The organism is Flavobacterium aquidurense (genome assembly GCF_001404985.1).
Classification (GTDB): Bacteria; Bacteroidota; Bacteroidia; order Flavobacteriales; family Flavobacteriaceae; genus Flavobacterium; species Flavobacterium aquidurense_B.
Map to the genome: position 1 here is coordinate 1 of NZ_JRLF01000016.1, position 25856 is coordinate 25856.

Sequence of the window (25856 nt, forward strand, 5' to 3'; positions counted from 1 at the left end):
TCTCAGAATTAGTTTGTTTTCTTTTTGTTCCATTGATTTAAAAAGCGGACCGGAAGCGACTAGATTCTTCTCGCCATATACGATCTTTCTGGCTTGGAGAGCGAGTCTTTTACCAACATCATATTTATTTAAAGGATGAATATCATTCCATTCTCCTAAATCTATGGTGACCGCAAGTCCTGTATTGGGTATTTTTAAAACATTTAATTGCTGCTGCCTTAATGCTGCCCAATTGCTTTCGGCTGGTTCAGATTTTGGCTCCATGAAATTAGTTAATTGAACAATTAAAAACGGTAATTTTTCTTGCTGCCATTGAGCGCGCCAATTTGCAATTAGAGTTTCCATTAACGTAAAATATTCTGATGGCTTTTTAGTGCTGGATTCTCCCTGATACCATAATACACCCTTTATGGAATAATTTTTTAATGGCGCAATCATAGCGTTATACAAGCCAACAGGTTTCCATCGCACAAAAGTTGGCCAAGGCAAAGGCAACATTTTTGTTCCTAATTTATATTTCCACAATCCTTTTAAATCAAGTGTGTCGTTTCCTGAAATTAATTGGTACGGTTTGTCAATAACAAATCCTCCTTTTCCTGAGTTATTAATAATACGAACAGAGATTTCATTTTTTCCTTCTTTTAAAATCGTTGTATTAAAATTATAAATCCTTGGAGGATATTGATATGAAGTTGTACCCACAAAATTACCATTTACATAAACTGAATCAGCATCTACAATTCTGCCTAAAATAAGTTTTACTTTATCGTCTTTTACTTTTGGAAGAACAAATTCTTTCCTGAACCAGACCACTCCATTAGTATTTCCTAATTCGTTGTCTGCCCAATAACCCGGGATATTCATTGTTTTCCAATCAAGATCATCCAGATCAGCACTTCTCCAGTTATTTTTTAAACCTTCATCCGTATTATTGGCTAATTTGTACCAATCATTACTTACTTTTTGATCATTTTCTTCGATTTGTTTTTCGAGTGTTCCGTCTTTATATTTTAAATATTCCTTATAATAATCGGAAAATTTCTTAATACTTTCTTCACTGATCCACGATTCTGCCGGAGAACCTCCTAAAGCTGAGTTTATCAACCCTATCGGAATTTTATATTTTTCATAGATTTCTAAAGCAAAGAAATAAGCAACTCCAGAAAATTGCAAAACACTTAAAGGATTTGCCGAAATCCATTCTCCTGAAATAAAATCTTCTTTTTCATTGGCAAAATAATATTGATCCGGAACCAAAAACTGCCTGATGTTTGGATTCTCCGCTTTAGCAATAACTTCTTTGTATTTATCTTTAAGGCGATCCATTGGGAGCTCCATATTAGATTGTCCGGAACACACCCAAACGTCTCCAAAAAGAATATTCTTTAATATAATTTTATTATTGCCCTGTAAAGTCATTTCGTAAGGACCGCCGGCTTTTTGAGATGGAAGTACAATCGTCCATCTCCCCTCTTTGGTTGTAACAGTTTTATATGTTTTATGATTAAAAGTAAGTTCGATTTTTTCTTTGGCAGAAGCCCAACCCCAAATTCTTACTTTCGTATCGCGCTGCAAAATCATACCGTCACTAATTAAACGCGGTAATTTTATTTGTGCAGTTGTACAAATGCCTATAAATAAGATAATTAGTGTTATTATTTTTTTCATTTTTATGTTCTTTACTGCAATGATTGTTTGGATTTAGAACTTATTTTTTTACTACGAATTACACTAATTTTTTTGTGTTGCTTTTTTATTAAATATTAATTCGTGAAATTGGTGTAATTTGTGGCTAACTTTTTTAGGCTTTAATACCTAACAGTTTTTTTTAACCTCTTAGGATATATTATTCATAGGTATATAATTTCAGTTTTTGAATTTCATAATCCCCCGCTGAAATCCTTAAATGTCTTCCCTGATGGGTTTGATCTCCATTAAAATGTCTAATGGTTCTCCAGATTTCATTTTCGAATTTTCCCAGATCGGTTTTCAAAATACCTGCAGTAAGATTTTTATCTTTCAATGGCTTAAAAGTAACTACAATTCCAGATCCGGCGATATAAAACTCATCTTTTCCTATTTCTATAATAATCGCACTTGACGTTGGCCATTTTTCTTCTTTAGCACCATCTGACCAATTTAAAGTGTAATCATGTTTAAACGTAAACTCATAGTTCCCTAATGTAATAATCTGCAACTGATTTTCCTTATCTAATAAAACGCCGTCAATTTTACCCTGACCTTTATTGGATTCGATAACTGGGGTTAGCTGTTTAACTAAATCATAAATTTTACTGAGTGGTTCTTTTTTGGCATCAGAAACAGATTCAATAGAAAAAGGCGAAAAACCCATTGCTTCATAATGCCCAATTGCATATAATCCTTTGAATGGTGCGCTGGCATCGAAACGATGTTCCGGTATAAATAACGGATCACCCTGACGGGTAAATAAATCATTCCAGTGTTTAAATGATGGATTATAAAAATCAGGCGACAGAAAATCTATAGCAGTTCCAGCGGCTTTCCATACATCCATTACATGCGGCAACGGACCTGCGCTTGGGTATTCTCCAGGCTTTTTTTCTGGCGCATTCAAAGCTGCATTTACAAACATAGGAATGGCATAACTGTCTTTTCCTGCTTTGGCTATTTTATTGGTGAATTTGGAAAAATACCACGCCATAAAAATCTCATCGGTATTGAGTCCTTTCCCAAAAATTTGTTCCCAATTGCCCGAAGTTTTAAAACCATTTGTTTTCCAGATTTCTAAAAACTCAGGAACTAATTTCGCTTTATTTTTTTGCATGTATTGTAGTAACTCTGCCGGAACTTCTTTTTTGAAAGCATCATTTGCCAAAGGATGATAATCTCTGGCTGTTGGCAACATTCCTATTTCATTCTCGACCTGTAACATAATGACAGTTTGGTTCTTTTGATCGAATTCTTTAATATGAGCCATTAGTTTCTGAAAGGCATTTAAGTCTGCCTGTAAATTGTTTTCGCTAAATGGCGTTAATATTTCATGACTTTTGCCTTTATCATCTTTAATTCTTGGATATTTTTTCTGATTTAATTTTACCCATTCCGGAGCATGGCTTGACATACTGTTTTTCCAGGATCCAAACCACAGTAAGACTAATTTCAGATTTTCTTTTCGGGCTCTCAGAATTAAATCATCAACCAATGAGAAATCAAATTTACCTTCCTCTTTTTCTATTAATTCCCAATAAATGGGCGTTAATACGGTATTTAGATTCATATCTGTCAATTTGGTCCAAATAGGCTCCATACTTTCCATGGTTGTTGCCGAAGAATTTCCCAGCTCTCCGCCAAGTATAATAAAAGGTTTTTCATTGACGATTAATTGTGTCTTATTTCCTTTTTTATGAAGGTTTGGTATGTTATTTTGGCTAAAGCCTAATTGCATTGCAAATACCCCAATTACGATAAAAATACTTTTTATTGATCCAACCATTATATTTTTTTTTAATTCGAAACAATCTCTTTAATAACAAAAAGCCGAATTGAAATCCGGCTTTTTGCAAACAAACTCAAAAAGAACATTTATTACTTAAACTTACTAAAATAAACGATGCTGAAAGTTTTTAAACTCTTCGGTTTTATCTTATTTTATTAATATCCGGGATTTTGATAAGCGGCTTTATCGCCTGCTGACATCTCCATACCGTCAAGCTGAGTCGTTGGTATAGGGCGCAGATAATCCTTTGCTGTTATGGTACGTGTAAACGTTTTTACAGAGTGATCTTTCCAATCATTAGGGTTTGTTGCACCGGCAATGGTAAATGCACCGCCATATTCTATCCAATTTTGCGTACGTGTTAAATCATACCAGCGATAACCTTCGCCAAAATATTCGCGGGAACGTTCAGCAAGAATATAATCAATATCTATAATTGCCGGAGTAGCGGCAATCATAACGGCACTATTATCCTGAGCGACAGCAGTATTTGCTTTATTATTAAAATTCCATTTTCCTGCTCTTGCACGAATAACATTAATAAGATCTCTTGCACTTTTACCTCCCTGAACAGTAGCGCCTTTTACGGCTGCTTCAGCTGCTATAAAATATAACTCAGAGAATTTTGCCACAGCAAAAGGACGTGTGCTGCTGCCATTTGGCGATCCTAAACCTGTACCGTTATCTGTACGGTAAGGTCCAAGTTTCCAATTTCCGGGATAACATATTCGGGAGAAATAACTTGGTTCAATTACAAAATCTGCTCTTCCCGGTAATACACCTGCTCCTACAGAACTGTTATAAACAGTGTTTGAATAATCTATACCGGACACATCAGTATCCAGAAAAGTTAATACTGCGTCTCCATTTGCTATTGGTAAATAATTTGCATTGTATAAAGTAGACGAAGTAATTCCGGCTTTAGCCCAATTGCCACGATAGGCTGTTGTAAATGTTCCGTCATAGCGGGAATCATTTGTTTTATCTGCAAAGGTTTTTTTAAATACTTCAATTGGAGGTGCCAGCATTGTCCATGGACGCCCCAAAGGTTGCGAAGCTTCCCGCTGAACTGAACTTACCGCCGCCCAGCTTGTTTTACTGGAGGAACTTCTAACACCTGTATAGTTAAACTGACCAAACCAGCCGGCAAAATAATCTGTACTAAAACCTCCACCGCTATAACTAAGATCACCTCCGTTATACGTTGAGCTGGATTGTGTATGATCTGCATATAATAACATTTCTTTATTTCTGTCTTTTGTAGCCACATTTACATCGTAGAATGTCGCTTGCAAACCAAATGGTCCCGGATCATTTATCGCTGCTACTGCAGTGTCATATGCCTGTTGAAAATACCAGGCAGCATCGTGTCCGTCCAGATCTTTTCTATCTGATGCAGGATAAGTAGGGATCCCTTTTGGATTTTGCAGCCACCACCCAAAAGTAAGATAGGCCTTTGCTAAAAAAAGTCTTGCCGCCGTTTTGGTTAAACCACCAGTAACACGCCCTGTTACAGGTAAGTCTTCAACAGCTTTTTTTAGATCAGGAAAAATGGCTTTACTATAAACTTCAGGAACAGTATTTCGAACAGAAGATCGCATTGTCGACGAATTAAATTTTAATTCTCCTGCACCCAGATCTAGCGGTACACCACCATAAGTTTGCACAAGTAGAAAGTAATCAAAAGCACGAAAAAATCTGGCTTCTGCGATAAGGGCAGGTGAAATAGATCCAATCGCCATTCCGTTTTCAATAACACCGCTGGCAGTATTAATATTTGGGAAAGCATTATTCCAGACTGCGCTTGTATTACTTGTTGAAGGATCTATGATCCCCACTCCTGAATAATCCAGGTTTTTGACATTTCCATCTGAATTCTGTCCCCATGTTGATTCATCTGTTGCTATCTGTCCTACATTCAAAAAGTATCCATTACCATACATATAGCGTAAATGTCCGTACATAGAAGTTACTCCTCCCATTACCCCTTCTGGTGTTGAGAAATAATCCGGTGTAAAAATAGCCCGTGGTTTTTCATCTAAGATATCATTAGAACAGCTGAAAAGAACTAATGAAAGTAGTGCTGCGCTTATATATTTTTTCATTTTAATCTGTTTTTTCATTTTTTCTGTTTTTTAGAATGTTACGTTTAGCCCTAATATAAAATTAGTAGACTGCGGAGTATTGTATCCCACTGTAAGCAAGCGGCTTAAATTTCCTGAATATGCGACAGCCATATTAGTACCGTCATTTGCATATGAATTCGTTTCCGGATCTAGGCCTGATAGTTTATGATAAGGTGAATATATCACCCATGGGTTCTGAACAGTACAGTAAAGTCTCAATCTTTCCATACCGGCGGTTTTGATCCAGTCTTTTTGAAGATTATATCCTAAAGTAATGGTTTTAAGTTTTACATAAGATCCGTCAAAATACCCTAATGTTGAACCATATTTTGGATTATTACTTTCTGTTGGGCCTCCCGGTAACGGAAATTGTGCCCCGGTATTAGTTGGCGTCCAGTAATCAACATCTATCTGCCCTCTTCGTCCGTCATTGATATTAAGATATCCATTAGAACCATAAAGTGTACTATTCAGTATACCTCCGCTTTGAAAAATTCCTACTATCGACAGATCAAATCCCTTGTATGCGACTCTGGTATTAAAACCACCCTGAAAATCAGGATCTGCATTCATAACCTGTCTGTCATCAGCACCAATTAATCTTTTGGGTGTACCATCAGCATTATACTCTCCGGTATATTGTACTCTAATCATTCCTGCTGCTCCTGCCGGTCCTTCATATTGTTTGGCTTCAGCATCAGTCTGCCAGATTCCAACTTTTTTATAATCATAAATTACATTAATAGGTTTACCAACAAACCACCAATTGTTTTTATCTTCGGTTGTTCCTGAAGCCAAGGATACCAGTTTATTTTTATTACTGTATATATTTGCTCCAGCTTCCCAGGTCCATCCGTTATAATTATCCAGGATTACCCCATTTAATGAAAATTCATAACCTTTATTCTGAGTAGATCCTACATTGCCTACATAACTGCTTACTCCTGAAGTCACAGGCAGGTTTACGCTTAGCAAAAGATCTTTAGTATCTGTAGTATAATATTCTATAGTACCGGATAAACGATTTTTTAAAAAGGCAAAATCAAGTGCGTAGTTTGTTGTTATAGAATATTCCCAACCAAGGTCCGGATTAGGTAATGTCGAAACATAATATCCGGTTGCATTCGTATCTCCAAAATTATAGGGTCTGGTACTTAAGTTTCCTAATGTCGCATAAGGAGCAACTGACTGGTTTGAAGTCTGACCATAACCTGCGCGCAATTTTAATGAATTAACCCAGGAAACAGTATTCATAAAGGATTCTTTCTGAATATTCCATCCAGCTGATATAGCCGGATAACTGTGCCATTGATTTGATGGTGCGAGTCTTGATGATGCATCTGATCTGTAAGTGGCACTTATCATGTAGCGATCTGCATAAGAATACATCCCTCTGACCATGTAAGACATAAGACCGCTTTGGGTATAAATTTGATTATTATTATTGATTGTAATATCGTTATTATCACCTGTAGAAGTCTGACCAAGGTTAAAGTACTGAAAACTGTCGCCTGCAATATTTCTTCTGGAAATCGATGAGCTGTTATATGTTGTTTGCTCTGCTGAATACATAGCCAGCGCACTTACTTTATGTTTTTGTCCAAAAGTATGATCATAGTTTAGCAAGCTTTCTATGGTCCAGCTTGTACTTAGAGAATTTCCTATTGAGGCTACGTTAGGATTATTAATATTAGAATTAAAGACCCCAATTCCGGTATAATTGCCTGTATTGGTTGTACGCAAATTTCCTCCAATATTAACTCTGGCTTTTAACCCCTCTATAGCCGGAATTTTTAACTCGGCATAAGCTGAATTATAAGTACCAAAAGCTTTGTTGCGATCAACAAATTTGTCGCCCAGATTTTTCATGCTTTCTCTTGTATAAACCCAGTTTTCATCCTGAGGCATTCTAACTGTTCTTTTCAGCGAGCCATCTGGATTATAAGGATTCGCAATTGGCGACATACTAAGAACACCATACATTCCTATACTTGCCCCATCTGTTATGCTATAATTATTATTAGAAGAAAAACCAATACGAAGTAATCCCAGTTCCTGATCAAGACCGGCACGAATTGAATAACGATTGTATTCTGATCCCGGTATAACGGCCTGATCTTTATAATAATTAGCCCCAAAATTGTAATTTCCTTTTTCACTTCCACCTGTAACTGCTATATCATGACTTGTAACAATACCAGTTCTATAAAACAAATCCTGCCAGTCTGTATCTACATCATTAGATTCATCGATACCATTTACCAGGTTTTTACCTGCGAGTTTACGAAACTCTACATATTTTGGTCCTTTCATCATAGGATATTTCACTGCATTTTTATATCCTGTATACGTATTATAAGCTATCTGGGCTTTTTGACCTTTTGTTCCTTTATTACTGGTAACCAATATTACACCATTTGCACCTCTTGAACCATATATAGCCGTTGCCGAAGCATCTTTTAAAATATCTATACTTTTTATGTCATCAGGACTTATATCTGCTAATGTTCCTGAAAAAGGAATTCCGTCCAGAACCACTAATGGGTCATTTCCAGCTGTTAACGATCTTGTACCACGAATTCGAACCTGCATTGTAGCGCCGGGTTTTGTAGAAGTCTGTGTCATTTCAACTCCTGCCAAACGCCCCTGAAGCGCCTGCGTAACATTTGCCGAAGGTACTTCTCTAAGAACATCTCCTTTTATAGATGCCACAGAACCCGTGACCGCTTCCTTGCGTTGTGCACCGTAACCGATAACTACAACTTCCTGCAATGCATTAGAATTTTCCTGTAATACTATATTAATTTTAGTTTTACCATCAACAGATACTTCTCTGGTTGTTAACCCCAGAAAGCTAAAGACCAAAACACCATTCGAAGGAACATTTGTTATTGTATAATTTCCATCAAATCCGGTAACAACACCTGTTTTCGTGCCCTTTATATTAACATTTGCTCCGGGTATTGGACCACTCGCATCAGATATAATACCAGATACTGTGGTTTGTGCATTTGTATTCCAGGAGAATAGAAACAATAAAGTTAGAAACCCCAAAAATCTTAAGATCTTTGATTTGCTTTTTTTAATCAAAAAGTTAGTCATAAACAATTGGTTTAATTAGTTAATAGTATGGTTAGTTAGTTTTTATCTGAAGACTTATAAACTATATTCTATACCTGTGCAGGAACGTTTTGTAAGTCTTTATTAAACAAATATATATAAAAAACAATAACACACAATCGGTTGCGTTAATTTTTTTTCCGAATTATTAAAAAATACTACTTAAAAAAAACGCAATGTTTATTTAAAACTATAAAATATTAAAAATATCGCAAAATAGACATCCTTAGTTACGAAAACGTTAGAGATATGAGATCATTTTATCTTATATCTTAAAAAAACGATAAAAAGCTTAAAATCAAATATTTTTTTGTTCAAAAATGGTTTTAATCAAAATCTAATTACAAAAATTGGCTAAAATATTAGCTAAAACATCAAATAAATAAGAATAAACCTTTTTATATTTCTGAATTGCAACATTTTACCTGTAAAACATTCAAATTTCTAATAAAGGCCCCAAACAGGCAATCGGTTGCTTGTAAACCAAAAAAAGTCCTTTCAAAACGAATTGAAAGGACTTTTTATTTGGTTACAAAAAATGCAGCCTTACTGGTCATTATTTATAGCATCATATAAATTTTGATTGTTATAATTTAGGAATTCAAATCTTCTATAAATAATGCAAAAAATTAACGCTCTATAACTATATCATTATAGTATTGATTATAATTTCTTCTATATGAAATTTCAAACGGACGTAACAAGTTTTCAAAACCTGTTAAGTATTTGTATTGGTTAAATATATTGATTAATGATATTTTCAAATAATTCCTGTTTTCCGCTTTGCAGGTTCAATTCTCCATTTTCATTTGCAATTGCGTACAAGTCTTTCAAACTTAATTTTCCGTCAGCGAAATCTTTTCCTTTTCCGGAGTCGAATGAGCTGTATCTTTCTTTTCTTAATTTTTCATAAGGAGAAGAAGTAATTATTTTATCAGCAGTCAATAATGCTCTTGCAAAAGTATCAGCTCCGCCAATGTGTGCCAGGAAAACATCTTCAGGATCTGTTGAATTTCTTCTGATTTTAGCATCAAAATTTACTCCTCCGCCTTGCAATCCTCCCGCTTTCAGGAAAACCAACATCGCTTCTGTAGTTTCCTGAATGTTATTAGGAAACTGGTCTGTATCCCAACCGTTTTGGTAATCTCCTCTGTTTGCATCAATACTTCCTAACATTCCGGCTTTTGCAGCTACTTCTAGTTCATGCTGAAAAGTGTGCTGTGCCAATGTTGCGTGATTGACCTCAATATTAATTTTGAAATCTTTGTCTAAACCATATTCACGCAAAAATCCAATTGCTGTTGCCGAGTCAAAATCGTATTGGTGTTTTGATGGTTCCATAGGTTTTGGTTCAATAAAGAAAGTTCCTTTAAATCCCTGCGCTCTTGCATAATCTCTTGACATGGTTAAAAATTGCGCCATATGATCCAGTTCTCTTCCCATATCTGTATTTAATAAAGACATATAACCTTCACGTCCGCCCCAGAATACATAGTTTTCTCCTTCTAAAGCAATAGTGGCATCAAGCGCCAATTTTACTTGTCCTCCTGCTCTTGCCACAACATTAAAATCAGGATTTGTAGCTGCTCCGTTCATAAATCTTGGATTCGAAAAACAGTTTGAGGTTCCCCAAAGTAACTTAATTCCTGATTCGGCCTTTTTCTGTTTTAAATATTCGGTAATCGTTGCCAAACGTTTTTCAGATTCTGCAAAAGTTGGTCCTTCGGCAATTAAATCATAATCGTGAAAACAGAAATAATCAAATCCCATTTTGCTGATAAATTCAAAGGCTGCATCGGCTTTATCTTTGGCAGCCTGAACAGGATCTGATGATTGGTCCCAGGCAAAATTTTGAGTTCCCGGACCAAACGGGTCACTTCCTTGTCCGCAGAATGTATGCCAGTACGCGATAGCAAATCTAAAATGTTCGCGCATTGTTTTTCCTGCTACAACCTGATCCGGATTGTAATATTTAAATGCTAACGGATTATCCGATTCCTTTCCTTCAAATTTTATCTCACCAATACCTTTGTAGTATTCTTTATTTCCTAAAACTATCATTTCTTTATTTTTTATGTGTTAATATAAATTCTAATTCTTGTTTCCATTTTTGGTATGCCTTCTCATACGGTTCTTTGTTTTTTAGCGGTAAAAAAGTCATCACGTGATCGTTTGTCGTAATACCCGAACCAAATTTATCGTAATCGCCGTCTTTTAAACCTACTGCCCTGGCAGCTCCAACTGCGCCTGTTGTATTATAAATCTCGATTTCATGTCCAATTAATGTCGCCACAGTATTCGAGAAAATCTCTGAACGGAATAAATTATCATTTCCGGCCCTGATGACATTAATAGTTGCATTATCCTCTTTTAGACATTCCATTCCGTATACAAACGAAAAAGCAATTCCTTCGAGAGAAGCTCTGAACAAATGCGCATTATTGTGGATATTTAAGTTGAGGTTTAAAAAGTGTGTTCCTATGTTTTTATTGTTGAACATACGCTCAGCGCCATTCCCAAACGGAATCACAACTACTCCATCTGAACCTATGTCGATTTTTGAAGCTTTGCGGTTCATCGACTCATAACTTTCATCTCCCATATTATTTCGGAGCCAGCGATACTGAATTCCGGCACCGTTGATGTTTAACAACTTCCCAATTCGTGGAGTTTCAAGTTCATAATTCACATGTACAAAATTGTTAACCCTTGTACTTTTTCCTGAAGACAATTCACCAACCGCATAAAAAACACCCGAAGTTCCGCCTGTAGCAGCAACTTCGCCCGGATTCAGTACATTTAATGATAATGCATTATTGGGTTGATCTCCCGCCCTGTAAACTACCGGAATGCCCACAGGAAGTCCGGATTCTTTTGATCCTTTTTCGTTTAAAATTCCCTGATTGGTAAAATTCTCAACAATATCCGGCGTCAATGACTGATCAATTCCATAATAGTCTAACAGCCAGTTTGCGACTTTGTTTTCTTTATAATCCCAAAGCATTCCTTCAGACAAACCGTTTTTTGTGGTTGTAATATTTCCTGTCAATTTATACGCAATATAATCTCCCGGTAACATGTATTTATAAACCTGCTGATAGATTTCAGGCTCATTTTCTTTTACCCACTTCAGTTTCGAAGCAGTAAAATTTCCAGGTGAATTCAGCAAATGCTGCATACACTTTTCTGCTCCAATTTCGGCGAAAGCAGTGTTTCCTATTTCAACCGCACGGCTGTCACACCAAATAATCGAATTTCTAAGCGCATTTCCGTCTTTATCCACAATAACCAATCCGTGCATTTGGTACGAAATTCCTATTCCCTGAATTTTAGATGCTTCGATGTTGGCTTCACGAATCGCCCTTTTAGTTCCCGTGCAAATGTGCTGCCACCAAATTTCAGGATCTTGTTCTGCCCAATCTGCATGCAGGGACACAATCTCCATTTCGTTTTGAGGCTCATTCAAAACAATTATTTTTTTTCCTGTTTCAGCTTCCACTAAGGCGACTTTTACAGAAGAACTTCCAATATCATATCCTATATAATACATAACTTATAATGATTCTCTTAAAATTAAATTTGTAGACACATAACGCTGCACAACCTCATCGTGCGTAATAAATGCCGCTGCTTTTGTTCCTAATTCCTTAAAATCAGTCGAAACAACTGAAATTCCTTTATATATAAATTTCTTCATTGGCGTTTCATTGTAAGACAAAAAACCAACATCTGTTCCGGGTTCCAGATCTTTCTCTTTGCATTGCTCTAAAAAATGACCTAAAATTCTATCGCTCACACTGATATAAGCAATTCCTTTTTCGATATTAAACTTTTTTGCATTCGTAATTACTTCATATTCGAATTGAAAATCGACACAAAACTTCTTAAAATATTCTAATGTTTCTTTAGGATGATTGGTATAATCCGGATAAACAAAATGAATGCTTTTATACTTTTTAAACAAATCTTGCGCCTTTTCTAAAGACTCATAAAATGCTTTGCCAAAATCCTGAAAAACATAATTATTTTGCTTTTCAGCCTGAATATTCCAATCAATCAGTAATAATTTATCATTTGCAATTGTCGATAAAGTGGGCAATACTTCTTTATGGTCAAAATTCATGACCACGTATTTATAATACTTTCCTACACTATTATTGATGATTGTTTTAAAAACATCAATATTATAATGATGAAACTGCACATCTGTAATCACATTATCAGCCAGATTATTTACAAACGAATGATATAAAACCTCTTTATATGCTTTGAAAGTATCCAGAACCAAAAGCACTTTTCTGGTTTCTCCCAATACATAATATCCTTTATTAGGCACCGAATCCACAACTTTTTGATCCTTTAAAATAGAATAAGCCTTAAAAACCGTGTCTCTCGACAACTGATTCGTTTTGCAAATACTATTTACAGAGGGCAACAAATCGCCTTTTTGCAAAATATTTTCTGCAATTGCATTATTGATTCCGTTGACCAATTGCTGGTATTTCGGAATATCACTTTCATGATTTATTGTAAAAACAAATTTCTCTATATTTTCGCTTATCATACTGTTCTGTTCTGGTATGCTAAAATAAGGATTCGTCTTTTATAAAAAACCACTATTTATGCTAAAAATGTTACGATTTTAAACTTATTCTAATTTTAAAAAATAATTTGGGCGTGTCCCTCCGGGTCGGGCTATTCGCTGCAAGTCCTCGCACTTCCTTCGTCAGGCTGTGGGCTTTTCACTTCTATCCCTCACGCAACACCTACTATTAAAAGATATATTATCAAAAATTAAAATTAATCTCCCTGCTTGATAACATTTCGTGTTGCTGCATATTGAGACTGTAAAATTTTGCTGCCCGGTGCGAAACAGCTTCTTCTTTCTGGTTTGAATCGTGTACTAAATTCATTTGCAAGATCTTTCTTCTAAAATTAGATTTATTGATTTCAATTCCAAGAATTTCTTCATAAAGATGCATGACTTGCAGCAAGGTAAATTTCTCTGGCAACAAATTAAATCCTATGGCACTTTTGCAAATATTCTGTCGCAACTCTTTTAAGCTATAATCTAATATTACTTTGTGTTTAGCGTTCAAACCAGAAATTTCGTTAACGCTTACCCACTCTACATCCGGGCTGAAAACATTATTTTCTAAATCTTTATCCTCTGTTTTTACCATGGCATAATATCCTATCGAAATATCTTCATAAGACGATGATGGAGATGGATAGCCAAAAGCTTTCAATTGCTCCAGAAAAAAATTATCAACACCAATATATTTTTTCAGAATATTTTGTGCCGTTCCTGATATCGTTTCCCCTTTTTTTATGCAATCATTAGCAAGCTCCCAATTTATGTTTCCGTGATTGTCTTTTTGTTTTACCAGCAAGACCTTTAAACTTTCACCTTCAAAATTAAAGATCACACAATCAATTTCTATTCTGTTAGTGCTATATTGATTGGCGGTATTTTTGCTATTTTCATCTCCTTTTTCCATAGAAAATAAAATTTAAAACCTATTACTATTATTTTCAACAAACAGAAATCTTACTCTATTTTTCTTCGTATACCATACGGATCTATAGTAACGATTGTACCATCTTCGAGGTAATCAATTTTAGTTACCTTCATGCTTCGTAAATGCGTTACTCCTTTTGACAAGCTCGAATCGTGATAAAACAAATACCATTCATTATCGACTTTACAAATAGAATGATGCGAAGTCCAGCCTACAACAGGATTTAAAATTCGCCCCTGATATGTAAAAGGCCCATACGGATTATCGCCTATTGCGTAACAAATAAAATGAGTATCTCCGGTAGAATACGAGAAATAATATTTGTCATCATATTTGTGTACCCACGAAGCTTCAAAAAAACGGCGATCATTATCGTTTGCCAGTAAAACTGCTCCTTTTTCGTCCAGGATTTTGATCTCTTTAGGATCTTCGGCAAATTCTAACATATCATCTCTTAACAAGGCAACTATAGGACCTAAAGCCGGTTCTGCACCAGTAGGTTCTTTATAATCAGAATTGTATATATTATTTCGGTATTTTTGAAGTTGTCCGCCCCAAATTCCGCCAAAATAAATATAATGTTTCCCATCTTCATCCTCAAAAACGGCAGGATCAATACTATAACTTCCTTTTATAGCATCTGGTTGGGGTAAAAAAGGACCAACAGGAGAATCGCTTACCGCAACACCAATCTGAAAGATGCCATTGGCACGTTTCGCCGGAAAATACAAATAATACTTTCCGTTTTTGCAAGCTGCATCAGGTGCCCACATTTGCTTTTCCGCCCATGCAACTTCATTTACATGCAACGCAACGCCATTATCCACCACTTCTGACTGAATATCTTCCATCGAAAAAACATGATAATCTTCCATACCAAAATGATCTCCATTATCGTTGAATGGAATCCCGGCATCGATATCATGCGAAGGATAAATATAAATCTTCCCGTTGAATACATGTGCTGATGGATCAGCCGTATACATATGCGAAACTAAAGGCTTGGAAATGGCCAATTTATTAATTTGTTCAAAATTAATTTGTTCAATACTATCTTCAGGCATAGTCGTTTTTATGTTATATTTTAAATAATTAAGTTCTTCTTTCTTTTAAATCCGTTTCGATCTGAACTTCCATTTTTTTATTGATTTTATAAAAAAACAATAACGCAGCCCCAACTAAAAAAGGAATGGCCGGAAATGTACTTACCAATAATTTTATACCGTTTATGGCTGTCTCTGTTTGCGTTAAGGAATTGGGTATATAATGAAAATATCCTAAAACCAATGTTGTTAAAGCGCCTCCAATGCTTAAACCAGCTTTTAAACCCGCCATCATTGCCGAAAATATAATTGCTGTCGCGCGACGATTATTGAGCCATTCTGAGTAATCTGCAACATCAGCAATCATTGCCCAAAGAATTGGAATTGTTATTCCGTAGAAAAATCCGTGAAAGATTTGAGAAAAAAAGATCAAACTAATAGCCGTGGGCGGAAAAAAATAAAACGCCATGATAAACAAGGTCGAAATGAATAGGAATAATCCAAATATGTTTCGTTTTCCGTACTTATCTGCCAGACCTTTAGACAATGTGATTCCTACAATCATAAAGATGATTCCGCCTGCATTAAACAATCCAAATCCTGCTGATATTGGATCATTCCCAAAATAGTTCAATCCTATATTTGATAATACATTTAGAATGGGATGGATAAAAAGAGCCAATTGTTCCTTATTTACATAATTCTCAAAATAATACACATACGATCCGCCTTTCATTGCGAGAGTTATAAAAACTAATGTGGTTAAACTCAACATAATTACCCACGGTTTATTTTTCATTAAATCGCTTAAATCTTCTTTTATGCTTGATTTTTGTTCCGGTTTAGGAATAATACGTTCTTTAGTAGTCAAAAAGGTGATTAAAAGCATAATTGTACCAATAATCGCCAACGCTGTCATTACTTTTTCGATACCAATTGCCTTGTCTCCATTTCCGGCACTTTTAATAATCCCGAGCATAAAAACCTGAACAAAGAATTGTGCAAACATTACCGCTACAAAACGATACGACGACAAACTGTTTCGTTCTCGCATATCACCTGTAATTACGCCGCTTAAAGCCGAATACGGCAAATTATTACTGGCGTAAAAAAGCAATAATAAAGTATACGTTACAACGGCATAAATTACTTTTCCCTGATACGAGAAGTCAGGTGTTGTAAAAGCTAATAAAGCAATTGCACCTAATGGTATTGCGGTCACTAAAATCCAAGGTCTGAACTTTCCCCATTTTGTACTTGTTCTGTCTGCGAGGACTCCAATAATTGGATTAAAAATAAAAGCTGCAATTAGACCTACAACCAGCATTATTATTGAAGAATCAGTTGGCGATAATCCGTAAATATCCGTATAAAAATAAGCCAGATACGTCATCAGCGTCTGAAAAACTAAATTTGCGGCCAAGTCGCCTAAGCTGTATCCGATTTTTTCTTTAATCGATAATTTTTGAGAAATGTAATTCATTATTGGTTTGTGGTTATTGCGGTTAGTTATGAATTCTTTGTTTTTTATTCTATCTAAAATTATGAATTACATTTTAAACAATCGGTTGTGTAAATTTAGCTAAAAAAAAATATTATACAAATTTACTTAGTTTTATTTCAGCAATAAACAACGAAACAACCGATTGTATGATTTATAAAGGGAATTGATTTCTGATACAAAAATTATTCTTTGACAGCTTTGATTTCCATTACACTATTGTATGCTTTTTTAGGCTGCAGCTTTGCATCAAACAATAAAGGATAATTTGTTCTGCCTTTTATCGGCCAGTCATTCAGCCAGGATTGTCCGTCATGAACTCCCCAAAAAGTTACTCTGCTAATTTTATCCTTGTGTTTTAGAAATAATTTAAAAATAGCTGCATAACGCTGTGCTAATTTATTCTGAACAGAATCCGGAAGACTTTTAGGATATGGGTTCATCTTAGCGTTATTTTCGAAATTCTGGTTTACATCTGCGCCTTTTAAATCCCATGGATTTGGCAAAACAGTAATATCCAATTCGGTAAAAGCAACTTTAACTCCCAAAGCCGAATATGCCAAAATACTTTTCTCAATTTCTTCGATCGACGGGCTATTCAATTTCCAATGTGCCTGACTTCCTATTCCGTCAATTTTTCCTCCGGCAGCTTTTATTTTTTTTACAAGTCTGATTACACCTTCTCTTTTTGCCGTATCTTCAAGATTATAATCATTATAATACAAATCTACTTTTGGGTCAGCTGCTGCTGCCAATTTATAAGCATCAACAAGATAACGTTCACCAAGGGTATTTAAAAAAACCGATTTTCGCAACGTTCCATCTTCGTTTAAAGCTTCATTAACAACATCCCACGAATTGATCCTTCCTTTATATTTAGTAACAATCGTCGTGATATGATCTTTCATAAAAGCCTTCATTTCTGTACTGTCTTTAATCTTTTCCATCCACGGTGCTAATTGACTGTGCCAAATCAAGGTATGTCCATGAATAAACATTTTATTTTTTTCTCCAAAAGCCACAAATTTATCAGCCAAAGCAAAATCATATTTGTCCTTTTGCGGGTGTATAAACATCGATTTCATGATGTTCTCTGCTGTAATTGCGTTAAACTCTTTACAAATCAGCGAATCTTCTTTAGCATCTTTTTCTTCAATTTGATCGGCACTTAAAGCTGTACCGATGTAGAAATCGTCTTTGTAGACGTCTTTTAATGAAGAAGTTTCTTTTTGTGAAGTACAACTCACAGCCAGCAACGTTGTGACGGCAATAAAATAAGGATTAATAAATTTCATGTCTTTTGGTTTAATAGATAATAGTTTTACATAGTTTTTCTCAAAGGAGACCTGACAGGTTTTTAAAACCTGTCAGGTCTAATTTATGTTATATTACAGAATTATTCGTTCCTAAAACTCTCTGGCGGTCCTAAATACGAGTCTAAAACTTTTCCTTTTTCAGTTTCTATTACAATCTTCTGAAGAACCAAAGCCGGGTCAATTCCGTAAATCTTTAAAACGTGGTTTCCAGGGTTGTCAATCGTATGCATTGAGGTTATTATTTTTATATTGTTCGCAACAGATTCAGACCAGGCTTTCTCTGAAGAGTCTGCGCTGAGGTTCAATATCTGCGGTTTTTCATCGTCAAACGCAATTCCGTATTTCAAGCCGTCACCGATTTTAAAATTTATTGTTGGCGAAAAATAGGCATACACTTTCACATTCCCTTTACTGAAAAAATGAACATCATATTCTAATCTTGGCGATTTCTCCGAGATTTCAATCGCATTAATATTCGAAGGCTTTATTGTTATTCCAGAATCTGTTTTACCAAGATTTGGAATTATGGTCCATTTTGCTGCATCCGAATTTATTACTTTAGAATAATTTTTACTTTCTATTGAAATGTAACCGTTGTTCTCAACAAAACCCCGAACAGGATCTAAATCTCTGTTTTTATTAATAGACGTTTCAGTCTTTGGCAAATCCTCAGCAGTAATCTTTATCACCTCTTTTATTGCAGGTTCGATTGTTTTTGTTCTCGGAATTACATTTTTATCTGGCTGCTGCCAATTATCATAGCCAATATGCGTTTGTGACATCATATGATTCCATTTGCCATTTGCTAATTGCGTATGATAATAATTCGTGAGCAGACTGTCTCTTTCAAATAACTTTTTTACTTTTTCAGCATACACATTTGCAATGGCATTTTCCTGACTTGCATACAACTGATTTTTAGCAGCAGCGACATACATTTCATTTAAATTTGAACTTGCTAAAACAGGAAATAAAACCAATTGATAAAAAGCATCTTTATATTCTGGTTTCAAATTTTTATCAATTGAATTGGCTTTTTCAACCAGTTTTTGATACTCTGCCACAACGCCATCTGCTTCATTATAATTGGTAATACTATAGGTTTTAGGATTTAACAATTCAGGTTTTCTGCGTGCATTGTATTTTGTATATAATTTTATGATTTCAGCAATCTCTTCAGGATATTGATTTCCAAAGTTTTCTTTTGCCCAATTCACATAATATTCAGCTAAATTTCCCGCATTAAATGCATCAGGATTCCATGCCATATCCAGAAAAAACTCAATAGGAAATTCCATTGGTTTAATGTCACCCACATTTACAATCCAGATTTTATCGACGCCATATTGATACGCCAGATCCATTTGCTCCCAGGTACGCTCGATTTGGTTGGTATTAATCCATTTATAATTTCTTGGCCCTCCAACATAATCATAATGATAATAAATACCGTAACCGCCTTTTCTTGGTTTTGAATTCAGCTCAGGTAATTTCCTGATATTGCCCCAATTGTCATCACATAACAAAAGTGTAATATCATCCGGAACCCGCATTCCTTTATCATAATAATCCTGAACTTCTTTATAAAGTGCCCACATTTGCGGTGTTTCTTCAACAGGCTTTTTAGTTACTTCTGCAATGATATCTCTTTGTGTATTTACAATATTTTCTAACAACCCAATTGCAGTTCCCTGCGTCATTGGTTCATCACCATCGCCACGCATCCCAACAGTTACAATACTTTCTTTATCGCCCATTCTCTTCATTCCCTCTTTCCAGAACGAAATCAAATTCTCAGAATTGGTACTAAAATCCCATTTCCCTTTTCCTAAAGCCGACCATTCTGCATGTGCTCTGCTCAAAGGTTCATGATGTGAAGTTCCCATTACAATTCCGTATTCATCAGCCAGAACTGCGTTTTGAGGATCATCAACATAAAACATTCTTCCCCACATCGATGGCCACAAATAATTTCCTTTCATTCTCAGGATCAATTCAAAAACAGTATCATAGAATTTAGCATTAAATCCACCATATTTTTCAAATGCCCAACCTGATAATGCAGGAGCTTCATCATTTATAAAAATACCGCGATATTTTACTTTTGGTTCTCCCATTGTATGAATTCCGGGTATTACATGCAATTCCGATTGCTTTTGAACGGGAACATCTGCCCAGAAATACCAAGGAGAAACTCCTATTTGAGACGATAAATCATAAATCCCGTAAATCGTTCCGCGTTTGTCAGAACCTGCAATTACTAATGCTTTTTTAACTCCTTTTACAGGATTATCCACAACCTGAGTCGTAAATTTTTCCCATTTCCCTTTTAGTTCATTACCATCTATTTTTCCTTCTCGCGCTAATTGATCTATAATTTCACTTTTACCAATTGTTCCTATAATGATAATGAAATCCTCTGCTTTGGAAATTTTTTTTATCCTTTTTAAATGTAAATCTGAAACTTTAAAAAGATCATTTTCCAAATGCCCTACAACTCGCAAAACTCCTAAAAAATCTTTTTCGCTCACGAATACTGAAGCTATTTTTCCTTTTGAAACTAAAGGAAAATTCTCGGCAGAAGCTTTATTTACAACATATTTATCAGGATTTATTGCATATGAATTTGGGCTAAATGCAATTAGGAAAAGCACTAGAAATAACTTAAAAATATGAGATTTAATAAAATGCATTATTTAAATATTTTTATAGTATTAACTTCAATTCAAACTTGACAAAGCCAACTCAACTGAGATCTAACTGGTTTAACTGTGAAAACTTATAAATTCAACTTATACGCAATTCCCATTTCCAAACCTCTTAATTCTGCAAGTCCTTTTAATCTTCCAACAAGAGAATAACCAGGATATGTTTCTTTTGTTTCATCTACTGCATGAAGAAAACCATGATCCGGACGCATAGGTAAACTCACTTTTAATCTATTCATCAACAAGAGTATTTTCTCAACAATAACTTCCATTTTTGTATCTCCTTTTAAATGCTCCGATTCCCTAAAAACAGTTTCGCTTTCGCGGAAAGTGTTTCGAAGATGCAAAAAGTGAATCCGGTCTCCAAAATCATCAATTATTTTTTCCAGATTATTATCCGGATTTGCACCTAAAGAACCGGTACAATAACACAACCCATTTGAATTGAAAGGAACGGCATCAAGAATGGTTTTCAGATCTTCTTCTGTAGAAACGATTCGTGGTAAACCTAAAACCGAAAATGGCGGATCATCCGGATGAATCGCTAATTTTGCACCATATTCCGAAGCAAATGGAGCCACTTCTGATAAAAAATAAATAAGATTTTCTCTAAGTTTATTATTATCAATATCAGCGTAATTATTTAATACCGAAAGAATTTGTTCTTGGGTAAAATTAATTTTGCTTCCCGGTAGTCCCAGTAATACATTTTTAAAAAGTAATTCTTTCTCATCTTGAGAAAGTTTATGGCCAAATTTCAAAGCATTTTCTTTCTGAACTTCTGAATAATCGTTTTCAGCATTTGGTCTTTTCAAAAGAAAAACATCAAAATAAGTAAAAGCATCCTGATTGTATAGCAAAGCTTTGCTTCCGTCCTGATTTATATAATTATGATTTGTTCGCACCCAGTCTAAAATAGGCATGAAATTATAAGTGATAATTTTAATACCGCAATCTGATAAATTCTTTATACTGGTTTTATAGTTTTCAATGTATTGCAAATAATTTCCGGTTCTTCGTTTTATTTCTTCGTGAACCGGTAGACTTTCTACAACCGTCCACTCCAATCCAGATCCTTCAATTATGTGCTGTCTTTGTTTTATATCAGCAACTTCCCAAACATCGCCAACCGGAATTTGATGCAAAGCCGTTACAATTCCTGTTGCTCCGGCTTGTTTAATATCAAGTAAAGTAACATTATCCTTAGGTCCAAACCATCGCATTGTCTGCTGCATTTTTATCATAATCGATGATTTAAATTAAAATCCGATACTGTTTCCGCCATCAACAGGCAAAACAGTTCCTGTTGTATATTTTGATTCGCTTAAAGCGAAATAATAAACGGCATCTGCAATATCAGATGGTTCTCCCAAAAATCCCATTGGTGTTCTGGAAAGCACTTTATTTTTTCTTTCAGGATCATTATCAAGTGCTGTCGAAGACATTTTTGTTTTGATGAATCCTGGTGCAATACAGTTTACGCGAATGCCAAACGGAGCCAATTCTACTGCCATCGCGCGCGTCATGGATTCAATTGCCCCCTTACTTGCTGAATACGCAATTACTTTTGGGATCCCGTATTGAGATGCCATCGAACTGATGTTTACAATACTTCCGCCCGTATTTGCTTTCATGTTTTTTACAACTTCTCTACTCACAGCAAAAACGCTCAAAAGATTGGTATGAATTACAGATAGAAAATCTTCATCTGTTACGTCCGAAAATTCTTTTTTCAGATTGATTCCTGCATTATTGACCAAAATATCAATTGGGTTATTTTTTACAATATTTTCAATCATTGTCGGAATTCCTGCAATATCATTTAAATCATATAAAACCGGAATCGCATTTTCGCCAATTTCCCTGCAAGCTTCTTCTGTTTTTTCTTTTGATCTTCCAATTATATAAGTTTTGATTCCGTTCTCACATAATTTTTTTGCGGTTGCAAAACCTAAACCTGAATTTCCTCCGGTTACAATGGCTGTTTTTGTACTCATATTCTTTTATTTATATTTATTAATTTCCTGGTGCAAACGGAAATTTTAATGATTTAAAATACTCTAATGTTTGTGTTGGCTTCTCTACTCCTACCGGCAACTCCTTACCTGAATATTGCTGAAAATACAACAAACATGCATCTCGCCACCACTTTGCTTCTTTATACTGAATTTCCAACAGCATTTGAACTTCTTTAAAACGTTCGCTGTCTACATATTTTGCTGTTTTATTCCAGATATTCTGCATTTCCTGAACCTGATTTACACCTTCCTGATATTTTAATGCCATACCATTCCAGAGTGTTTGTCCATTTTTTAATTTATAATCCCAGGAAACATGATGAAACCATAATAAATCTGTTTCCGGACAAGTCCCCAGATTATCAAAAACCTTTTCTACTTCTGGTGCGTATTGACCCGTTGCATTTGTTCCGGTTTTTGATCTGTCAAAACCAATTCCGTTTTTATCTGCTTTATGATAGTAAGTCGGATTCCATTCTGGTCTTGATAAATCACTTACCCAAGGTCCCGGGCCATAATGATGCCCCGTATCCATGATATGATGTAAACCAAACGGTGTCATATAATTTACAACTGCTTCACGCGATTTTATCATCATCTCTTTAACCGGTTTAATAAAATTTTCATTGTTAGAAAAAGTACATTGCAGCCATTCATTTGCAATAACTTCTGAATCTAAATACGGATCCCATGCCAATCTCCCAAAGCCATACCAATTTGCTTGTGCAAACGGATGTCCGGTCCAGTTAAGATCATTACCAATATTTGAAACTCCTGCAATTCCGGTAAGTTTGCTGTGACTTATAGATCCGTCAACTACTTTGGCAACTGTAGAACCTTTGCCTTTTTGATACGTATCTGATGCTAAAACTTCCTGAAATAATTTAGGCAGATAAACCAAATGAGCACTAAATCCAAGATATTCCTGCGTAATTTGAAACTCAATCATTAAAGGCGTTTTTGGCATAGCACCAAATAATGGATGAAAAGGTTCTCTGGGCTGAAAATCTATTGCCCCGTTTTTAACCTGAACAATTACATTATCCCTAAATTTTCCGTCATACGGCTGAAATTCAGCATAAGCTTGTTTGGCACGATCATTCGCATCATGTTCAGAATACACAAAAGCCCTCCACATAATCACACCTCCAAAAGGAGCTAAAGCATCAGCAAGCATATTAGCACCGTCAACATGATCACGCCCGTAATTTTGTGGACCAGGCTGACCTTCTGAATTTGCTTTTACCAGAAATCCTCCAAAATCAGGAATCCTTTTATAGATTTCTTTCGCCTTTTCTTTCCACCAATTTGCTACAGCACCATCTTTAGGATCAGCTGTTTTTAAACCTCCAATTTCTATGGATGCCGAGAAACGCGCCGTTAAATATACTTTTATTCCATATGGTCTGAATACATTCGCTAGAGCCTCAACTTTCTCTAAATATTGTGGTGTCAATATCAAGGCATTGGCATTTACATTTGTTAAAACCGTACCGTTAATCCCAATTGAAGCATTTGCTCTGGCATAATCAATATATCTTTGATCAATAAAATCAGGAAGTTTTTGCCAATTCCATAATGAAAAACCGGCATAACCCCGCTCTACAGTTCGGTCTAAATTATCCCAATGATTTAAGATTCTGATATTTGTTTTTGGGGAATCAACAATATTTAAGTTTTTAATTGATTTATTAGTCTGAATGAGCTTCAGAAAATTATAAACGCCATACAAAATAGCAACATCGTTTTTTCCGGTAATTATAATCTGCTTTTTATTTTTTATTGAAATAGATTTAATAATAAAACCTTCATCATTTATTTTTTCAAAATCAGATAACAGAGATTTTTGAATATCTGAATTTAAAGAGGATTGAGAACCAATGATCAGATTATTTTGACCTTCTAATTTTGATTTGATTTCAATTTTATTTCCTAACATACTATGCAAAGCAGATTCTATTTCATTCAAATAAATCTTTGACGTTTCAGAATTTCCCGAAGCAACTATTCCCGTAATAGCTAAATTATATTCCTGAACAACTTGAGGATTTGTAATCTTATCATATTGGAGCCATAATTTATAATCCTTTTGAGCAGAAGCGTAAAGGGAAATCAAGACAAACAAAAAAACAAATCTTAATGAAGTCATATTTATCTAATTTAATTCTTAAATTTCAAAATCTTAATATTCCCCTTTACAATAAGAATATTTGATAATATTTTAAATCAAAAAATACATTATCAAAAATAAAACAACAATTGCAATCGGTTGCGTAAAAATATAAGATTGTTATTTAAGAAAAAAATTTTAGCTCTCTTTTTTTCAAAAAAATTAATTTCTAACAAATAAAAGCAGGATAATTTAAAAAACTATCCTGCTTTAACGGGGTCGATTTCAAGATTAAAATCGTGTGATTCCTATAACATATTTGATTTATCGTTTATAATAAGCCATAATACTTGCTTTTGCCAGTGTTTGATTCCAAAGATTAAAACCTACAACAGCAGGATTTGTATTTGAATCAGTTCCTAATTTATCAGTTTTAAGGGCATAAACCGTTATGATGTATTGATGAAACCCATGACCTTCAGGCGGACATGGACCTCCAAATCCTTTAATTCCATAATCGGTAATACTTTGAATAGCACCTTTTGGAATTAGATTGTTTTTAGTTCCGGCATTTGTCAACAATTCATTCACGTTGACCGGAATGTCAAAAACGATCCAATGCCAAAATCCACTTCCGGTTGGAGCATCAGGATCGTACATTGTTATAGCGAAACTTTTTGTTCCCTCCGGAGCATTCTTCCATGACAATTGAGGCGATTGATTTTCTCCGGAACAGCCAAATCCGTTGAATTCCTGAATTTTAGAAGCTTGACCTCCTAAATCATTACTGGTTAACGTAAATGTCTTTTGTCCAAAAATTGTTGTGGTGAAAATTAAGAATAGCACCAAAATTAAATTTACTTTTTTCATTTTACTGAGTTTTAAAATTTAAAGTAAATTTAGAATCAGTATCG

At 35.0% G+C, this 25856-nt stretch carries 16 protein-coding genes; all 16 read right to left on the reverse strand.

Going from position 1 to position 25856, the window contains the following annotated elements; all coding sequences use genetic code 11:
* A partial coding sequence (locus RC62_RS22440) for a sialate O-acetylesterase (protein WP_055098623.1) occupies positions 1 to 1668 on the reverse strand: 1668 nt, incomplete at its 3' end.
* Between the two features lie 178 nt (positions 1669 to 1846).
* Positions 1847 to 3475, reverse strand: a complete 1629-nt coding sequence (locus tag RC62_RS22445; RefSeq protein WP_055098624.1) for a DUF5597 domain-containing protein — start codon at positions 3473 to 3475, stop codon at positions 1847 to 1849.
* Positions 3476 to 3633: 158 nt separating this feature from the next.
* The gene (locus RC62_RS22450; protein WP_082421352.1) at positions 3634 to 5601 is read right to left on the reverse strand and encodes a RagB/SusD family nutrient uptake outer membrane protein; all 1968 of its coding nucleotides are present in this window, start codon (positions 5599 to 5601) and stop codon (positions 3634 to 3636) included.
* A gap of 12 nt (positions 5602 to 5613) precedes the next feature.
* On the reverse strand, positions 5614 to 8706 hold the full coding sequence (locus RC62_RS22455; protein WP_055098625.1) for a SusC/RagA family TonB-linked outer membrane protein: 3093 nt from the start codon (positions 8704 to 8706) through the stop codon (positions 5614 to 5616).
* A gap of 753 nt (positions 8707 to 9459) precedes the next feature.
* Positions 9460 to 10785: a xylose isomerase gene (gene xylA, locus RC62_RS22460; RefSeq protein WP_055098626.1), complete on the reverse strand. Its 1326-nt coding sequence runs from the start codon at positions 10783 to 10785 to the stop codon at positions 9460 to 9462.
* 4 nt (positions 10786 to 10789) lie between these two features.
* Positions 10790 to 12274: a xylulokinase gene (locus RC62_RS22465; protein WP_055098627.1), complete on the reverse strand. Its 1485-nt coding sequence runs from the start codon at positions 12272 to 12274 to the stop codon at positions 10790 to 10792.
* Positions 12275 to 12277: 3 nt separating this feature from the next.
* Positions 12278 to 13288 (reverse strand): GntR family transcriptional regulator, encoded by a 1011-nt coding sequence (locus RC62_RS22470; protein WP_055098628.1) that lies wholly within the window; start codon positions 13286 to 13288, stop codon positions 12278 to 12280.
* A gap of 223 nt (positions 13289 to 13511) precedes the next feature.
* The gene (locus RC62_RS22475) at positions 13512 to 14225 is read right to left on the reverse strand and encodes an NUDIX hydrolase (protein ID WP_055098629.1); all 714 of its coding nucleotides are present in this window, start codon (positions 14223 to 14225) and stop codon (positions 13512 to 13514) included.
* Between the two features lie 50 nt (positions 14226 to 14275).
* Positions 14276 to 15310: a glycoside hydrolase family 43 protein gene (locus tag RC62_RS22480; RefSeq protein WP_055098630.1), complete on the reverse strand. Its 1035-nt coding sequence runs from the start codon at positions 15308 to 15310 to the stop codon at positions 14276 to 14278.
* 28 nt (positions 15311 to 15338) lie between these two features.
* Positions 15339 to 16772: an MFS transporter gene (locus RC62_RS22485; protein ID WP_055098631.1), complete on the reverse strand. Its 1434-nt coding sequence runs from the start codon at positions 16770 to 16772 to the stop codon at positions 15339 to 15341.
* A 203-nt stretch (positions 16773 to 16975) separates the two neighbouring features.
* Positions 16976 to 18085, reverse strand: a complete 1110-nt coding sequence (locus RC62_RS22490; RefSeq protein ID WP_055098632.1) for an endo-1,4-beta-xylanase — start codon at positions 18083 to 18085, stop codon at positions 16976 to 16978.
* A gap of 101 nt (positions 18086 to 18186) precedes the next feature.
* Positions 18187 to 20799, reverse strand: a complete 2613-nt coding sequence (locus RC62_RS22495) for a glycosyl hydrolase 115 family protein (protein ID WP_055098633.1) — start codon at positions 20797 to 20799, stop codon at positions 18187 to 18189.
* An 86-nt stretch (positions 20800 to 20885) separates the two neighbouring features.
* Positions 20886 to 22049: a mannonate dehydratase gene (uxuA, locus tag RC62_RS22500; protein ID WP_157472618.1), complete on the reverse strand. Its 1164-nt coding sequence runs from the start codon at positions 22047 to 22049 to the stop codon at positions 20886 to 20888.
* Positions 22050 to 22073: 24 nt separating this feature from the next.
* Positions 22074 to 22811 carry an SDR family NAD(P)-dependent oxidoreductase gene (locus RC62_RS22505; protein WP_055098635.1) on the reverse strand — a complete coding sequence of 246 codons (738 nt, stop codon included), beginning with the start codon at positions 22809 to 22811 and terminating at the stop codon, positions 22074 to 22076.
* A gap of 19 nt (positions 22812 to 22830) precedes the next feature.
* Positions 22831 to 24981, reverse strand: a complete 2151-nt coding sequence (locus RC62_RS22510) for an alpha-glucuronidase family glycosyl hydrolase (RefSeq protein ID WP_055098636.1) — start codon at positions 24979 to 24981, stop codon at positions 22831 to 22833.
* A 285-nt stretch (positions 24982 to 25266) separates the two neighbouring features.
* Positions 25267 to 25812: a YbhB/YbcL family Raf kinase inhibitor-like protein gene (locus tag RC62_RS22515; protein WP_055098637.1), complete on the reverse strand. Its 546-nt coding sequence runs from the start codon at positions 25810 to 25812 to the stop codon at positions 25267 to 25269.
* Positions 25813 to 25856 lie beyond the last annotated feature (44 nt).

Coding starts and splice junctions, on each gene's coding strand:
- RC62_RS22445 (WP_055098624.1), bottom strand. CDS start 3,475: ATGGTTGGATCAATAAAAAGTATTTTTATCGTAATTGGGGTATTTGCA.
- RC62_RS22450 (WP_082421352.1), bottom strand. CDS start 5,601: ATGAAAAAACAGATTAAAATGAAAAAATATATAAGCGCAGCACTACTT.
- RC62_RS22455 (WP_055098625.1), bottom strand. CDS start 8,706: ATGACTAACTTTTTGATTAAAAAAAGCAAATCAAAGATCTTAAGATTT.
- xylA (WP_055098626.1), bottom strand. CDS start 10,785: ATGATAGTTTTAGGAAATAAAGAATACTACAAAGGTATTGGTGAGATA.
- RC62_RS22465 (WP_055098627.1), bottom strand. CDS start 12,274: ATGTATTATATAGGATATGATATTGGAAGTTCTTCTGTAAAAGTCGCC.
- RC62_RS22470 (WP_055098628.1), bottom strand. CDS start 13,288: ATGATAAGCGAAAATATAGAGAAATTTGTTTTTACAATAAATCATGAA.
- RC62_RS22475 (WP_055098629.1), bottom strand. CDS start 14,225: ATGGAAAAAGGAGATGAAAATAGCAAAAATACCGCCAATCAATATAGC.
- RC62_RS22480 (WP_055098630.1), bottom strand. CDS start 15,310: ATGCCTGAAGATAGTATTGAACAAATTAATTTTGAACAAATTAATAAA.
- RC62_RS22485 (WP_055098631.1), bottom strand. CDS start 16,772: ATGAATTACATTTCTCAAAAATTATCGATTAAAGAAAAAATCGGATAC.
- RC62_RS22490 (WP_055098632.1), bottom strand. CDS start 18,085: ATGAAATTTATTAATCCTTATTTTATTGCCGTCACAACGTTGCTGGCT.
- RC62_RS22495 (WP_055098633.1), bottom strand. CDS start 20,799: ATGCATTTTATTAAATCTCATATTTTTAAGTTATTTCTAGTGCTTTTC.
- uxuA (WP_157472618.1), bottom strand. CDS start 22,049: ATGCAGCAGACAATGCGATGGTTTGGACCTAAGGATAATGTTACTTTA.
- RC62_RS22505 (WP_055098635.1), bottom strand. CDS start 22,811: ATGAGTACAAAAACAGCCATTGTAACCGGAGGAAATTCAGGTTTAGGT.
- RC62_RS22510 (WP_055098636.1), bottom strand. CDS start 24,981: ATGACTTCATTAAGATTTGTTTTTTTGTTTGTCTTGATTTCCCTTTAC.
- RC62_RS22515 (WP_055098637.1), bottom strand. CDS start 25,812: ATGAAAAAAGTAAATTTAATTTTGGTGCTATTCTTAATTTTCACCACA.